General features: G+C 43.3%; 10 protein-coding genes and 4 pseudogenes. 12 read left to right on the top strand and 2 right to left on the bottom strand.

The window, feature by feature from the left end:
• The first annotated feature begins 12 nt into the window (after positions 1-12).
• The 7 genes and pseudogenes from AC0L6V_RS09940 to AC0L6V_RS09910 all read left to right on the top strand — a co-directional run.
• Positions 13-921 carry a Bug family tripartite tricarboxylate transporter substrate binding protein gene (locus AC0L6V_RS09940; protein ID WP_265218914.1) on the top strand — a complete coding sequence of 303 codons (909 nt, stop codon included), beginning with the start codon at positions 13-15 and terminating at the stop codon, positions 919-921.
• 153 nt (positions 922-1,074) lie between these two features.
• Positions 1,075-1,404, top strand: coding sequence for a tripartite tricarboxylate transporter TctB family protein (locus AC0L6V_RS09935; RefSeq protein ID WP_418138993.1), 330 nt, complete (start codon positions 1,075-1,077; stop codon positions 1,402-1,404).
• A 193-nt stretch (positions 1,405-1,597) separates the two neighbouring features.
• A pseudogene (locus AC0L6V_RS09930) lies at positions 1,598-3,069 on the top strand (tripartite tricarboxylate transporter permease).
• Positions 3,070-3,201: 132 nt separating this feature from the next.
• Positions 3,202-4,594 (top strand): annotated as a pseudogene (locus AC0L6V_RS09925) (FAD-binding oxidoreductase).
• A gap of 31 nt (positions 4,595-4,625) precedes the next feature.
• Positions 4,626-5,375 (top strand): electron transfer flavoprotein subunit beta/FixA family protein, encoded by a 750-nt coding sequence (locus AC0L6V_RS09920; RefSeq protein WP_265218918.1) that lies wholly within the window; start codon positions 4,626-4,628, stop codon positions 5,373-5,375.
• Between the two features lie 10 nt (positions 5,376-5,385).
• A pseudogene (locus AC0L6V_RS09915) lies at positions 5,386-6,316 on the top strand (electron transfer flavoprotein subunit alpha/FixB family protein).
• 41 nt (positions 6,317-6,357) lie between these two features.
• A pseudogene (locus AC0L6V_RS09910) lies at positions 6,358-6,694 on the top strand (NAD(P)/FAD-dependent oxidoreductase); the annotation flags it as partial.
• A gap of 18 nt (positions 6,695-6,712) precedes the next feature.
• Here AC0L6V_RS09910 and AC0L6V_RS09905 read toward each other — a convergent pair.
• The gene (locus AC0L6V_RS09905) at positions 6,713-7,627 is read right to left on the bottom strand and encodes a LysR substrate-binding domain-containing protein (protein WP_265218919.1); all 915 of its coding nucleotides are present in this window, start codon (positions 7,625-7,627) and stop codon (positions 6,713-6,715) included.
• 817 nt (positions 7,628-8,444) lie between these two features.
• Between AC0L6V_RS09905 and AC0L6V_RS09900 the strand changes: the two genes are divergently transcribed.
• From AC0L6V_RS09900 to AC0L6V_RS09880, 5 genes are all read left to right on the top strand, one after another.
• Positions 8,445-9,068, top strand: a complete 624-nt coding sequence (locus tag AC0L6V_RS09900) for a response regulator (protein ID WP_418138992.1) — start codon at positions 8,445-8,447, stop codon at positions 9,066-9,068.
• A 6-nt stretch (positions 9,069-9,074) separates the two neighbouring features.
• Positions 9,075-9,308 (top strand): pirin-like C-terminal cupin domain-containing protein, encoded by a 234-nt coding sequence (locus AC0L6V_RS09895; protein ID WP_265218921.1) that lies wholly within the window; start codon positions 9,075-9,077, stop codon positions 9,306-9,308.
• Between the two features lie 492 nt (positions 9,309-9,800).
• On the top strand, positions 9,801-11,405 hold the full coding sequence (locus tag AC0L6V_RS09890) for a glucan biosynthesis protein G (protein WP_265218922.1): 1,605 nt from the start codon (positions 9,801-9,803) through the stop codon (positions 11,403-11,405).
• A gap of 2 nt (positions 11,406-11,407) precedes the next feature.
• On the top strand, positions 11,408-13,108 hold the full coding sequence (mdoH, locus tag AC0L6V_RS09885; RefSeq protein ID WP_418138991.1) for a glucans biosynthesis glucosyltransferase MdoH: 1,701 nt from the start codon (positions 11,408-11,410) through the stop codon (positions 13,106-13,108).
• Positions 13,083-13,562 carry a hypothetical protein gene (locus tag AC0L6V_RS09880; RefSeq protein WP_265218926.1) on the top strand — a complete coding sequence of 160 codons (480 nt, stop codon included), beginning with the start codon at positions 13,083-13,085 and terminating at the stop codon, positions 13,560-13,562. Before mdoH ends, AC0L6V_RS09880 begins: the two co-directional genes overlap by 26 nt.
• An 81-nt stretch (positions 13,563-13,643) precedes the next feature.
• Here AC0L6V_RS09880 and AC0L6V_RS09875 read toward each other — a convergent pair whose 3' ends face one another.
• Positions 13,644-15,746, bottom strand: coding sequence for a TonB-dependent siderophore receptor (locus AC0L6V_RS09875; protein WP_265218927.1), 2,103 nt, complete (start codon positions 15,744-15,746; stop codon positions 13,644-13,646).
• Between the last annotated feature and the right edge of the window lie 55 nt (positions 15,747-15,801).

The following is a 15,801-nucleotide window of genomic DNA, read 5'->3' as shown; positions in this document are numbered from 1 at the left end:
AAGAGGCAAGAAATGAAGATTAAAAATGCAGTTATCGCGATTTCCCTTGTTACTTCAAGTGTTGTGATGGGGTTGGGGGCAAGTTCTGTTTATGCTGATTGGCCAACCAAGGACATCCACTTAGTAGTGCCGTATTCTGCGGGCGGCAATACGGATGTACTGTCGCGTCAGGTGGCGGATTTACTGCAAAAAGAACTGGACGTAAACATCATAGTAGAGAACCGACCAGGTGCCGGTTCAACAGTAGCGACGGGGCGACTTGCTCGTGGTGGTCGCGATGCTGATCACACTATTTTGATGGCATCCCCTGGGCATGTAATTGGAGCCTCCATCTATCCTAACCTTCCTTATGACGCTGTAAACGATTTTAAATTTATAGAAAAACTGCTTGATGCTCCAAATATTATGGTTGTGCCTTCTAGTAGTCCGTACAACACCGTTGCTGAATTTATTACAGCGGCTAAATCTAAGCCTATGACCTTCAGTCATCCAGGCGTTGGCAGTTCCATACATATGTCTGGGGAGTTATTTAAAACACTGACTAAAACAAAACTCACTGCTGTTCCATTCCCTGGCAGTGGTGCAGCACTTCCTGCTCTTTTAAGTGGTGATGTTGATGTTTCATTTGAAAACGCTTCTACCGTTCTTCCTCATATTCAGTCTGGTGGATTAAAAGCTCTTGCTGTCACTACAAAAAATCGTTTCAAGGCATTACCTAATGTGCCAACGGTTATAGAAACTGAAGGTTACGATTTAGGTGGATTTGTGACAACGGTGTGGAATGGCGTAATTGCGGGAAATAACTTCCCGGATGAAGGCGTTGAGGTATTGCAAGCGGCATTGCAGCGCGTGAAAGAAAGAAAAGAGTTTACTGAATTCATCGACAAAATGGGCGCTGAGACGAGGCTCTATTTCTGGTGAGGAGTTTAAGTCGTTCATCGCCTCAGAAGTTGAACGTTGGAAAATGGTTGCTGAAGAAGCTGGTGTTCGTCAGAACTAATATGGCTACCGAGCGAGAGAGGTAGGTTTTTTCTTACCTCTCTAAATATTAATAAGCTTAATAAGGTACCTAAAATGTTCAAAGGTTTTAAGCAATCATCTGCTGATATTTCGACAGTCTTGGTTGGCAGTGTGATGCTGGCCTTCGCTTGTCTGTTACTGTTTTATCTTGTCCCTCAATATGTGACTGAGCCGGCCATGGTTCAGAATCCTATGATGTCTCCAAGCTGGCTACCTCGTTATATGGGGTGGTTGATTTTTCTAATAGCGATTTTGCTCATTATCCAAGGTTTATTCCGTAATGATAAAGACAATAAGGAATCCGCTGGTTCTGAACGAGGCCCCGTTTTACGGTTTTTGTTAATGGCTCTGGCGTTGGTAGTCTATTTGTCTTTTTTGAGTTAATTGGCGCCATATTTAGTGGCGTCCTAGCTACTCTTATACTTTTTGCTGCTCACCCAATTCGAAAAAAATGGGTATACAGCCTCGCATTTATTATTCCTGTTGTTATCACTTTATTGTTTACCAAGGTTCTAGGTGTGCCATTACCTGTAATGCCTTATTAAATAAGATTCTTGAGTATATTTAGGATTGTTTTATGGAAAATTTTTCAGAAGTTTTGTCACTCTTTTTAGTTTGGGATAACTTCATTGCAATTGCTATCGGTGTCTTTTTAGGTGTTGTAATTGGTGCTATCCCTGGGCTTACAACAACCATGGCTGTGGCGTTAGCGTTGCCTTTTACATTCTCTATGGAGCCTGTCTCAGCGATACTGCTACTAGTGGGGATATATAAAGGTGGTATGTATGGAGGGTCGATAACAGCAATATTGATCCGTACACCAGGCACACCGGCTTCAGCTTGTACGCTACTTGATGGCTATCCTATGGCGCAAAATGGCGAGGCGAAGAAAGCGCTAAAAATGTCCCTATATTCTTCAGTGATAGCCGATATTATATCTAATATTTCATTAATATTTTTTGCGGCGTATCTTGCGAAAATCGCTTTAAATTTTGGTGCTCCGGAATTTTTTGGCTTATCTGTTTTTCCCTGACCATCATCGTGTCTTTATCAGGAGCTTCTGTTCTCAAAGGCTTTTTAGCGGCTGCATTAGGAACCATGATTTCCTTAGTAGGTTTAGACCCTGTTTATGGATCTCAAAGACTCACTTTTGATGACTACAATTTGATGGATGGGATTTCGTTCATACCCTTGCTAATTGGTCTTTTTGCTATCCCTGAAGTAATTGATTTTTACCAACGAAAAGTTGCATCAAAAATTGTTATCAATGCAAACGGTAAAGAGGTTTCTTGGAGTGAGTTCAAAAGATGTTTTAAAACGATTGTTCGAGGTAGCTTCATTGGTGTCATCATTGGTGCTATTCCAGGTAGTGGTGCGACCGCAGCAGCCTTTATTTCTTACAGTGAGGCGAGAAGAAAATCTCCAAATAGAGAAAATTTTGGTAAAGGTGAAATAGAGGGTGTTGCAGCAGCCGAAGCAGGAAACAATGGTGTAGCAGGGGCGACTATGATTCCTTTGCTTTCTCTTGGGATTCCTGGCGATGTGGTGACGGCGATTATTCTAGGGGCATTCATGATTCATGGACTGACACCTGGTCCTTTAATGTTCCAAGATAATCTCTCACTCATTTACGCGCTCTTCATAGGAATCATGGTCAGCTCCTTATTTTTATTAGTAGTTGGGCTTGGCGCTATAAAGTATTTCTCAAAAATCGCAGATGTTTCAAAGGAAATATTATTCCCAATTATTGTGATGTTTTGTGTCTATGGCGCCTATGCCGTCAATAACAACACGTTTGATATTTGGTTAATGATGGGCTTTGGTGTTCTCGGTTATATATTCAATAAAACTGGGATCGCTTCTGCTCCTTTTTTAATCGGATTCATATTAGGCCCTATGTTCGAAGATAATCTTAGGAGATCATTGTTAATTGGTAATTATGATATGTCTATTTTCTTTAGAGGGCCGATTACATGGTTCTTTATCGTGCTGACACTCGGGTCAATCTTCTTTTCTTTTAAACGATGTCTTGCTTATAGGAATAAATAGAAAGCTATTATTCTGATTTAAAGACTTAATTCAAAATTTAAAAAATATTTATTTCCTTCATTAGGCAAGGGTTAACTTTGTCTATTGATAAAGATTTTTACATTCAAACTTATTATAAGGTTGAGGGTTCATATGGATACTTTGTTGGATTTCATAGAAAAAGTGGTGGGTGCAAAAAATATCCTTCGTGGTGAGGATGTCCGTGCTCGATCTACAGATTGGATTACAAAAGAGCCGTGTTTGGCGTTAGCGCTTGTTAGACCAGCTAGTGCTGATCAGTTATCGCAAGTAATGGCTTTGTGTTACGAAGCGGATCAGCCAGTTGTGACACATGGTGGTTTGACTGGGTTGGTGCGCGGTGCTGTAGCAGCATCGAATGAGTTAGTTATCTCGCTTGAGCGTATGGCTGAAATTGAATCGGTCGATCCTGTGGGCGGCACTTTAACCGTTCAGGCTGGGGTGCCACTTCAAATCGTTCAAGAGGCTGCGGAGCAAATCGGTATGCAGTTTGCGTTGGATTTAGGGGCTCGAGGGTCTTGTACTATCGGTGGCAATATTGCGACGAATGCAGGTGGTATAAGAGTTATCCGCTACGGCATGATGCGTGATCAAGTGCTCGGCCTTGAAGTGGTTCTGGCTGACGGTTCAGTGGTCAGCTCAATGAACAATATGCTGAAGAATAACGCAGGTTATGATTTAAAACATATATTCATTGGGAGTGAGGGAACACTTGGAATAGTTACCCGTGCGGTTCTTAAATTGCAACCACAGCAGTCTGCGTCACAAACGGCCCTAGTTGCTTGCGACAGCTTTGAAAGTCTTGTTGGGTTACTGCAGCACATGAGACAAACATTAGGAGGAGAGCCTCGGCGCATTTGAAGTGATGTGGCGCAGTTATTATGCATTATTGACGAAAGAAAGCGGTCGTCATAATGCCCCTCTAGATACGGATGCGCCTTTTTATGTATTGATAGAGAGTTTGGGTAATGATCAAGCTGAGACAGCGCAACGATTTGAGCAGGCGATTACATCGGCTTTTGAAAAAGAGCTTTTAAGTGATGCCGTAGTAGCAAACTCCGATACACAACGTGATCGTCTTTGGGCTATTCGGGAGGATATCGAAGGGCTTTCTGAATTAATTGCTCCACGCTTTGTTTTTGATATTAGCTTACCGATTGTAGACATGCATACCTATGTTAATGAATTAGAAGTGTCGGTAAGAGAAATCTGGCCAGATGCCAAAGTCGTTGTATTTGGGCATTTAGGTGATGGTAATTTGCATGTCTCAATTTCGACAGGGGATTCCAATGAAGAAACGCGTATTAAAATTGAGGGTTTAGTTTATAAGCCACTGCAGGAAATAGGTGGATCTATTTCAGCAGAACATGGAATAGGATTAAAGAAAAAAGATCATCTAAGCATATCTAGAAACCATGGTGAAATAGCACTAATGATGAGGCTAAAAGAAGCGATGGACCCAAAGGGTTTATTGAATCGTGGAAAAGTTTTGCCGAACAAAAACTAAATTACTTAATAAATAATATCGAGACCTATTTATGAAAATAATTGTTAGCGTCAAGCGCGTTATTGATTACAACGTAAAAGTACGTGTGAAGTCTGATAATTCAGACGTAGATTTGAGCAATGTGAAAATGGCTCTTAATCCCTTTTGTGAAATTGCCGTTGAAGAGGCAATACGTCTAAAAGAAGCTGGTATAGCTTCTGAAATAGTGGTGGTTTCAATTGGTCCTAATGTCGTTCAGGAACAGCTACGTACTGCCATGGCGCTTGGTGCGGATCGCGCTATTCATATCGAAACTGACAGCCAACCTGAGCCACTAAATGTCGCTAAGCTGCTTGCCAAAGTGATGGAAGCTGAGGAGCCTGGGCTGGTGATCCTAGGCAAGCAATCGATAGACTCCGATAATAATCAAGTTGGCCAGATGCTTGCCGCTTTAACTCGTCGTCCTCAGGGCACTTTTGCCTCGAAAGTAACTGTTGAAGGAGACAAAGCCCTAGTTACCCGCGAAGTAGATGGTGGTCTACGTACCTTATCAATGACACTACCAGCGATTGTTACGACAGACCTTCGTCTGAATGAACCACGTTATGCCAAATTACCAGACATTATGAAAGCTAAGCGAAAGCCTCTAGAAGTGAAGACTCCAGCTGATTTTGGTGTGGAGTTCAAGCAGCATATTTCACAATTAAAAGTGGAAACACCAGCTCAGCGACAAGCAGGTACTAAGCTGGACAGTGTAGATGCGTTGATCGATAAGTTGAAAAACGAAGCCAAAGTTATTTAAGGAGAATGGGATGAGTATTTTACTGATTGCTGAACATGATAATAGCACACTCAATCCAGCGACTCTTAGTGCTGTGACGGCCGCGAGTCAGCTTGGCGGTGATATTTCAATACTGGTCGCAGGTAGCGGTTGCCAGAGTGTTGCTGATGAAGCTGCACAAGTTATGGGTATTAGTAAGGTTTTGTTGGCTGATAATGCTTGTTATGAGAAGGGGATGGCTGAAAATCTAAGTGTCTTGATTGTTGAGCTGGCGGCTGATTATAACCATATTATTGCAGCAGCGAGCAGTACCATTAAGGATACGATGCCACGCGTTGCAGCCCTACTTGACGTAGGTCAGCTCACAGAGATTGTTGCTGTGGAATCAGCAGATACATTTAAGCGCCCGATTTACGCGGGTAATGCTATTGCAACAGTGCAATCTTTAGATACGGTCAAGGTTATAACCGTTCGGGCTTCAGCTTTTGAGAAGGCTAAGGCGGAGGGTGGAAATGCAAACACTGAGGTTGTAGATGTTGTCTTCGATATAGGGGGCTCGCGTTTCGTTAGTGAAGAGTTGGTTAAGTCAGGCCGCCCAGAGTTGACCGCAGCAAGTACAGTAATTTCCGGCGGACGGGGGCTGGGACTCTGCTGAGAACTTTAGCTTGCTTGAAAAGGTTGCTGACAAACTAGGAGCCGCGGTCGGTGCGTCCCGTGCAGCGGTGGATGCAGATTTTGTAAGCAATGATCTGCAAGTTGGTCAGACCGGAAAAATAGTGGCGCCAGAGTTATATATTGCAGTGGGAATTTCTGGTGCGATCCAGCATTTAGCTGGAATGAAAGAATCTAAGGTGATTGTAGCTATCAATAAGGATGGAGAAGCGCCAATTTTCCAAGTGGCTGATTATGGTTTGGTAGGTGATCTGTTTGAGGTTCTACCTGAACTAGAAGCAAAGCTCTAAAACTGCCGTCAGAATTTCTAATCATACGTTTTAGAATCAATGTGGCCTACGGTGCTCGAGCTATAATTAAGGGTAGGTTTAATTTTCTACCAAGTATGATATTTCCTAGTGGCTTATTGATCGGTTGCAACGCCGGCACTCTCAATTTCAGTAAGATTAAAGGGACCCATACAGCCATGAAATCGGGCATGTTGGCTGGTGAAGCTGTGTTTGAAGCAATTGCTGAGGGGGAATGAAGGCGGCTCTGAACTGAATAGCTTCAGTGGCAAATTTAAGCCTAGTTGGGCTTATGATGAACTGTTTCGCTCTCGCAATTTTGGAGTATCGATGCATAAATTCGGACTGGCTCTCGGAGGCGCTTTTTATTTTGTTGGCCAGTACAACTGATGGGATTAATTATTGGGTCGACAGTTCTAGAAGCCACTCCCGTAAAGCCGACACAGTAGGAGATTGGTCTTGGTGAGGGGTGATGTGTAGAGAGTAATCATATTTCAGTGTATCTACTTTTGACGGACTGAAAGGCATAATTAATGATCCGTCTGTAAGCTCATCTTCAACAAGACAAGAAGGCACCAATGCAATTCCAATTCCAGCGATAGCGGCTTGGAGTACATGAGAAGTCATTTCGAATTGAGGGCCAAGACGTATATTGGTAGTTGAAAGGTCGTGGACAGAAAACCATTGGAACCAATCGTCAGGCCTTGTTGATACTTGTAAAAGCGTATGTAATCCGGCATCAGATGGTGTGTTAAAAGGCACTCTTTCATGCAATGCTGGGCTAATTACTGGAACTAGGTAGCCCTTGACTAGAGGGTAAGATGCCATTCCAGGCCAAGCTCGTCCACCACCACTTATAGCACAGTCCATTCCCTCTAATTCCATATTAAATTGGCGAACTTTTGCATGTATGTGTACTAGAATATTGGGATGTTTAACATAGAAATCGGCCAAACGCGGCATTAACCATTTTGCGGCGAAAGTTGGTAAGCAGGCGAGGTTAATTGATGTGGCCGTGGATTTATATGTGTTTAAATTTTGTGATGCATTACGTATTCGCTGAAGTCCGCTGCTCACTTCTCGCATGTACATCGCGCCAGCTTCGTTCAATTGTAACTGCTTGCCATTTCGGTGAAAGAGTTCAACTTCCAGTAAGTCTTCCAAAGATTGTATGTGCCTGCTTATAACGCTTTGTGTGAGAGAAAGCTCTTTGGCTGCTAATGTAAAGCTAAGATTTCTTGCTGCAGATTCAAAAGCTAATAGCCAAGGCATAGATGGAGTAAGTCGGCGTGGGTTTGTTGATTTATTAGTCATATATTTACTCTACAGAACTCTGTTCCATTTCCTAACGAATCTTGGGGAAGTTCAAATGTAATGGATTCCCCAGAGTTTATTAACTATTTTCTAACTCGAAAGTCCTCATTAAGCCTTTGCAAATGCGCTCTTAGCTGTTATTTGTGCACTTGTTGCATTGGTAGGTTACTCAAAGCATTAGGCTAAAAGCTTTTGGTTTTTTTTCCATAGTATCATCCAATAAAACTTTATTTTTCGGCATGAGATATCGGCTTTAGTTGTCCAATACATGAGACATCGTACCATGCTTTTGCTTTTGCCTTTGCAAGGTTAGGATGAAAGTGTTGTTTAAACGGTAAGCGCCCTTAAATCAGCATTATTGTAGCTTAACCTATTTTGTGTAAGTGCAATGAATAAGTCACACTTTTACCTTGGGAAATGAGCCATTATGACCCGTTTCCTGATACCAAAAAAGGAATGGCAGGACGGCATTAGGCAACTCGTTCAGCAGCTAGAACACGGAGCCTATTTATGAGTAAGTTTGTGGGGATACCTCAGAGTTTGATTAGAATGTTGTGAGTAATAATCTTATCACCACCTTTATGAAGACTAAGTTAGTGAAAGTCGTTACAGGGGGAATTGAGCGTGAATAGGGGCGTTTCCAGCAAATTATTTCGTGACGTGGTCTACAAAATATTACTTTTAAAGTGTTTTTTTGTAGACCTCTTATGATAGCAAAATCAGATTAATCCTATGGTTGTAATTAGAGTGATCTGCATATGCTCTCTGGTCCGTAACTGTCCATGCTGTATAAGATAAATTATCGCTGGAGTAAAACATGTTACCCATCTCTGTTGCTGTCGTGGATTATCATCCGTTTTTACGTTTGGCAGTAAAAGCTGTGCTGGAGCGGTATAACTTTGTGGTACTGGCTGAAGCGGATAACGGCATAGACGCCATTCAATTACTCAAAAACACCTCTTGCCAGCTGATGATTTTGGATTTGGATATTCCACAGATGAGTGGCTTGGAAGTGATTCGCCGCGTCAAGCAGCGTTACCCTGATACCCGTATTTTAGTGCTGACGGCTCAGGATCCATCGATGTATGCCGTGCGCTGCATTGAAGCTGGGGCCTATGGCATTATCTCTAAAGCGCAGCCGTTGGAAGAATTAGCAGAAGCAGCACGTTTGGTGCTGAAAGGCAAAAAAGTATTCCCACAATCAGAGTTCTATGGTGAACAACTGGCAGGCTCTGAGAGCGTATTATTAGCCAGTTTAAGCAACAGAGAGCTGCAAATCGTTGAGTTCTTATGTAAAGGTCATGCCAATAAAGATATTGCAGAAACGATGGCCATTAGCCATAAAACGGTAAGTACCCACAAAACCAATATTCTTGCCAAACTAAACTTAGGCTCGTCTATGGAGCTGTTTGATTTTGCCAAAAGGCATAATTTGTTATGAGACACTGTGATACCTGAGTTTGCCATGGTTATTGTGACGGCCGCTGATGACATAGTGGTTGAAGCGACAGCGGATTCACGAATCGCGCTGATCGGTGGTGAAAAAATCGGTAAACGCCTTATTGAGTGGAATTTTATCTCTAGCCGTAAAGAGCGCGTCGAGCAAGCAAAACGAGACTGGCAGGCTGGGGCCTTTCCGAAAGTCATTGATGACGAAGAGGAATTTATTCCGTTACCTTAAACGCTAAGTTTCGTTATTTTAGCAGGCTTTTGGGGTTTTCATCGCCACTTAAGGTATTGGAATCAACCCGTACAAACCTCAGTGTCACAGGATAGCCAGCGGTTATCCTGTCTCATTGAGAATCCATATCATATGGTTGAAAATGGTTGTTACTTCATCGTTTTTTTTAAGGTTTTTATAGGGCAATTTGTGGTCTAGTTGCACATGGTTCTTATCTGGGTTAAATCAATGAATTATTTCTATATTTAGTATGATGATAGCCATGTAACATTTGTATATCTTCTATTATGATAGGCGCGGCTGGCCTAGTTGAGCGACGATCGAGTAGTGTGAAACCTCTTCAAACACAATTTCTCCTTAGTTTTTATGAATTCCTCCGACTTTGCTGCCTTAATCTCACGCAAGTTTGATTATATGATAAGTGTCAAATTTATGACGTCATCCCTATGTTGGGGCTTGGTTAAGTCCAATTAAGCAACGAGAGAGCTTCTTTTGAAATTATTTACTTCTTTATCTCACATGCCTACCCATTCACTTTTTCTGATAAAATTGCCGTTGTTAACCTCGCTGTTAATCAACTTTATTGGATATGCGCAGGCGGAAGAACCCAATGTTAAGGTGGATGCTGTTCCTACGGTGGAAAACGTTCAGCCAGATCAAGAGGCAAAAGGTTATGCTTTTACTAACCAGACAGTGATTGAATTAGCCAGGACGTTGGCACAATCGCCTATGACGCCAGCGGAAAAGGCGCCTCAAGCGTTAACAACGATGGACTATCCAACCTACCAGCAAATTAACTTTCAGCAAAATCAGGCCGTGTGGGGAAATTCGCCAACCAAATTTTCCGTACAGCTATTTGCTCCAGGATTTATTTTTAAAGATCTCGTGTCTATCGATGTGGTGGAAAGCGGCCGAGCTTTTCCGTTGACCGTGTCAGCAGACTCTTTCAAAACGCCTAACCCAGAAATAAGCGCGTTGATTTCTCAGGTTGGCAAATACGCTGGATTGCGTTTGCATTACCCAATAAACAAAGCCGATGTGAGTGATGAGTTTGCTGTTTTTCAAGGCGCCAGTTATTTTCGCGCAGTTTCCAAAGAGCAGACTTATGGTTTGTCTGCCCGAGGGCTTGCGGTTGATGTGGCACAGCCTAAAGGTGAAGAGTTTCCAATGTTTAAGCACTTTTGGATTGAGCGCCCTTCATCTAGTCAAGACGCCATTGTGGTTCATGCTTTGTTAGACAGTAAAAGGATTACAGGCGCTTACCGTTTTGGTATTTATCCAGGAAAACCAACCCGTATCGATGTGAAAGCAACGTTGTTTCCAAGGGCTGATCTGAAAAATGTGGGTATTGCCCCGTTGACGTCCATGTTTATGCATAATAGTTCTCTTGATGTATCGGACGTGCCGGATTACCGTCCCGCGGTGCATGACTCGGATGGACTTCAGATTCTAACAGGCAATGACGAAATGATTTGGCGTCCATTAAACAACCCCAATTCATTACAGGTGAGCGCTTTTAGTGATACCTCTCCAAAAGGGTTTGGTTTAATTCAGCGGAAGCGTAAATTTGAAGATTATCAGGACTTAGAAGCCAATTATCACACGCGGCCTTCTGCTTGGATTAAGCCAACGAATGATTGGGGTGAGGGCCATGTTGAACTGGTGGAAATACCATCAAAGTCAGAGACCAACGACAATATTGTTGCTTATTGGCAGCCCAAAGACGGCCTTAAAAAAGATCAATCTTATACTTATCAGTATTTGATAACCTGGTCTAATGATACGCCCGTATCCTTGGAGTCTCCTCGTGTTGTTCGTAGCGCTAAGGGCGTGAAACTGTTTAAGACTAACCCAGAGGTGGTGATCGATTTTAATAAAATGCCGGATGTAAATGTCAATGATTTAAGCGTTGATGCCAGCATCAGTAATGGGGAAATACTCGAGACTATCGTGGTGAAAAATCCTCATAAAAACGGTGTGCGTGTTTACCTCTCTTTTGACCCACAAGACGCCGACTTGGCAGAGTTACGGGTTCAACTTAAACAGGGAGATACTGCCGTTGCTCCTACTTGGCTATATCGTTGGATTAAGGAATAACCATGTTATTAAAGGATAGTGCTACTCAGTTCGCATTGCCGCAAACGTCCCCTTTGAATATGCCGCGTCATGCGGTTAATGAAGCGTCTCAACCGCGTAAGAAGAGGCAACAAAACTTTGCACTAACGACGTTTTTTGCACGTTTGTTTGTTCTATTTGGTACCGCTGGTTTGTCTTGGTACGGCGCGACAGAAATGTACAGCGTACTGAATACCAATGCCATTGCGGGTTTGCAGTGGGCATTTTTGGTTTTATTCTGTATCAATTTTACTTGGATCTCTTTTGCCTTTTCGCAAGCAACACTGGGTTTATTGTTTCAGTTATGGCCATTTTCACGTCGCCGCAAAGAGCAAGATGTTGAGGGTGTAACAGCGATTTTGTTGCCTGTCTATAACGAAGATCCGTTGCGTATTCGCGCGAATATCCAAGCCATGCGCGAAGATTTGTTGGCGCGTGCGCCGGGCAAATTTGCTTTTTTCATTCTCAGCGATACTAATAAAGCCGATGCTTGGATTGCTGAGGAGCAGGCTTTTTATCCACTGTTAAATGATGACGCTCAAGCGTGCCCAATTTATTATCGCCGCCGTTATAAAAACGCTGAACGTAAGGCGGGTAATATTGCTGAGTGGGTCACCGGTTATGGTGGCGATTATGAGTGCATGATTGTGTTAGACGCCGATAGTTTGATGGGTGCAGATTGCTTGGTTTCTCTCACTCGTCGGATGGCGGCTGAGCCAGGTTTAGGGTTGATTCAAACCTTGCCGACGATTATTCGTGCTAATACTTTGTACAGCCGTATTCAGCAATTTGCTAACCATTGCTTTGGCCCTATATACGCTTCTGGCTTAGCCGCATGGCATGGTTATTCTTCGAACTTCTGGGGGCATAACGCTATTATTCGGACTAAGGCCTTTGCTGATGCCTGTGGTTTACCTATGCTAGAAGGGAAAGCGCCTTTTGGTGGTCATGTCATGAGTCATGACTTTATGGAAGCCGCGTTATTGCGTCGAGCAGGTTGGGGGGTGCGTTTTGATACCGATTTAAAAGCCTCTTATGAAGAGGCACCTCCATCGTTGGTGGACGTGATTGTTCGTGATCGTCGTTGGTGCCAAGGTAACTTGCAGCATAAGGCGTTTGTGTTTGCCAAAGGTTTTCATTTTGCGACTCGCTTGCATTTGATGTCTGGCATTATGTCGTATCTCAGTGCTGTGTTTTGGTTGATGTTGATCGTCGTGGGTTTTGCTTTGGCGGTTCAGGCCTATTTTGTGCGTCCTGAATATTTTGCCAATCCATCGCTGTTTCCAACCTGGCCAGTGTTTGATTTTGAAAAGGCGCGTTCGTTGTTTATCGTGTCGATGGCTCTGGTATTAGCGCCAAAAGTTTATGGGTGGTTGGCGGCGATGCTGAACATTCGTCGCTGTATGCAATTTGGTGGGCCGATCTTACTGACGTTAAGCACTTTAGTGGAGACAGTGTTGTCGGCCTTGTATGCACCGATTTTAATGCTGTCCCAATTTCAAGTGGTCTATGATGTGTTTAAAGGGCGCGATAGTGGTTGGAAGCCTCAATCTCGTGACGACGGCGCTACCTCTTGGAAGGTGGCAGCTCGTGCTCATTGTAGTCACACAGTCTTGGGGGTCGTGTTAGCGTCAGGAGGCTCTGTTCTTAAGTCGAGAGTTGTTTTATTGGTCGTTGCCAATTAGCTTTGGTTTGATTCTGTCTATTCCATTGTCTTGGTTGAGTGGTGGTGCTAAACGTGGCAATGTGATTCGCTACTTGGGATTGATGCGTGCTCCTGAAGAGAAAAGACCTCATGCGATCGTTGCGATGCAGCATAAGCATAGTGTTGAGCAAAAATCTTTACAGTTTGATGCTTCTCTGTCATCCCTTAAACGTTTAGTGTCCGATTCCAAACTTTTCTATTGGCACCTAGCGCAGATGCGAAAAGATCAGCCTAATAAAGAGTTTTGTCGTGCATGGATTTGTGCTGAGTGGCAAATTCTTAACAGTGACAATATTCAAAACTTGCTTGATCATCTCAATGAAAAAGAATGTCTGGCGATTTTGGAACACCGTGAATTGATGAGTATCATGCAGAAGTATCTGCCTAAAAACGAGCGTGTTAGTGAACCTGGTGAAGCCTTGATGGGGGCTTAGTTAGACGCTTGCTTTGAGCAGATATTGAGCCAGAATCATCGTGATTCTGGCTCAATGGGGTATGTTGAGACGAGTTTTTACTTACCAGCTATGGTCCAGCTTCAGGCTGATATTGCGACCAGGGTTGTAATAGTTTGCGGTCCCTGAACCAACAACATACTGTTTGTCTAGAAGGTTGCTGATGTTCAGTGACAGCGTAGTCTGTTGTGTTAAGTCATAGCCGTAGGACGCATCAAAAAGAACCACCGCCTCGCTTTTTGCCGTGTTAGCGGCGTCAAAGTAATAAGAACCGAGATAACGGGCACCCAGTCCAACCGTCATGTCTTGTCTTGGTAGCGTATAGTGGCTCCATAACGACGCGGTATGAGTGGGCGCTGCAACAAAGTCATTCCCTTCGTAGTTGTCGTCTTCTACGACTTTTGAATCCATATAGGAATAGCCGCCAGTGATGCTTAGGCTGTCTGTTAATTCGGCTTTTACTTCCAAATCAACCCCTTTAGTGCGGTTTTCGCCAATAATTTCTCGTTCGATAGAGCCATTAGTTTGTACTATCGCAACGTCGACATTGTTTTTCGTTAGGTCATACACAGCGACAGAGAAGATGGCGTTCATATTGTTTGGTGAATATTTTGCACCCACTTCCAGTTGTTCGCCACGCACAATTTCTGTCCCAGAAGACGGTGGGGAAACCGATTCAACTTGGCTGATATAGGCTGAAACTTCGTCGTTAAATTTGTACGTGAAGGCCGAACGGAAGGAGTTTTCTGAAAAATCGTTACGCGTGGTTGTATTGGTTAGATAATTGACTTCAGTCAATTCTATATCATCATTACGAGCGCCTAGAGTCACAATGTATTTATCGTCGAATGAGAAATTTTGCTGTAAAAAAGCTGCTCTTGTTAGAGAGTCTGTTTTCTTATTACTATAAATATTAAGACTACTTGGAGCGCCACTATAAACAACATTATTGATATTAATGCTGGATGTTGAGCCGTAAGCGCTGGCCGCTGTAGAAGAGGCGTTTTGATATTCGACGCCAACTAATGTGCTGCTATCAAAGCGATTAAAGCTGGCATCGTACTGCCCAACAATATTACCTACAAATTGCTCAGCGTTCGTTTTACTAGCAAAGTAATAACGGTTTACATCTGTTCCTGTACGATTGGCGTTGTCTGAAAGGTAGACATAGCCAAAGTCGTCCGTTGCGTCACTGTATCTTAGGTTGCCTCGAAGCTTGAAGCCATTATTGAGGTCATGACTGACTTGGGCTGTGATATTGGTCCGTTCGACATCATGGTTGTTATAGTCAGGTTCGCCAAAGAAATCACTACGATCGTATTCTTTGTCGAGTGGATAGCCACCGCTATTGGGGGTGGAATCTGTTTTCAGATAATCGACAATGAGTGTGGCGCTGGTGTCATCAGTAGGCTCCCATGTGAGACCTCCCATCAAAAGTTGTGAGTCATCTTTTGAATAATCGTATTCGCGATCACTGTCTTTGATTTTGCTGGTAAAGCGGTAGGCGAGAGTTTTGTCTTCATCCAGTGTATCGCCAGTGTCAACACCGACTTCTTTGTGGTCATTGGAACCATAAGTCACATAAGCATTGCCAAACTCTTCAAATTTAGGGCGTTTGCTGACAAAGTTAATGGAACCGCCAGGCTCAGCGGGACCGAACAGAGTGGAGTTTGCGCCGCGAATGACTTCGACACGCTCAAAGGCGTAAGCGTCTTCTCGTACACCGCGCATTGATCCAAGTGTCAATCCATCACGGTAGGTTGTGGCATCAAAGCCACGAATTTTAAAATAATCATTACGGTCATCTGTGCCGTAGTAATCGGTTATTAAGCCAGGCGAATATTGAAGGACTTCTTCTGTGGTGCTGGCGTTGCGTTCGGTGATTTCTTTTTCAGTAATGACGGAAACAGAAGCCGGTGTATCTTGAATACTGGTGGCCACTTTGCCACCTACCCACAATTCTTTGGCGACCACTGATTCGGCATCATTGTCTACTTCTACGTAATCATTGACGAGAATAGGGGAAAGACGAAAGGTTTCGCTTTCTTTTGTCTCTTCTGTTTCTGCATTTGCCATGATAGGTGTCATGATTGAGCAGCAGAAAAGGGCCGTAGTGGCGTAGTGGTGTGGTTTTAAGGTTGACGAAAGAGTGCTTTTTTTCTTCATTTTGGGTTCCTCTAATGAATTATCGCATGAATCTATTTAAAAACGCTGTTGTTAA

The organism is Marinomonas sp. G8-14 (assembly GCF_055808935.1).
The sequence above is the reverse complement of the archived record's forward strand: the minus strand, read 5'-3'. Positions and strand labels throughout refer to the sequence as shown.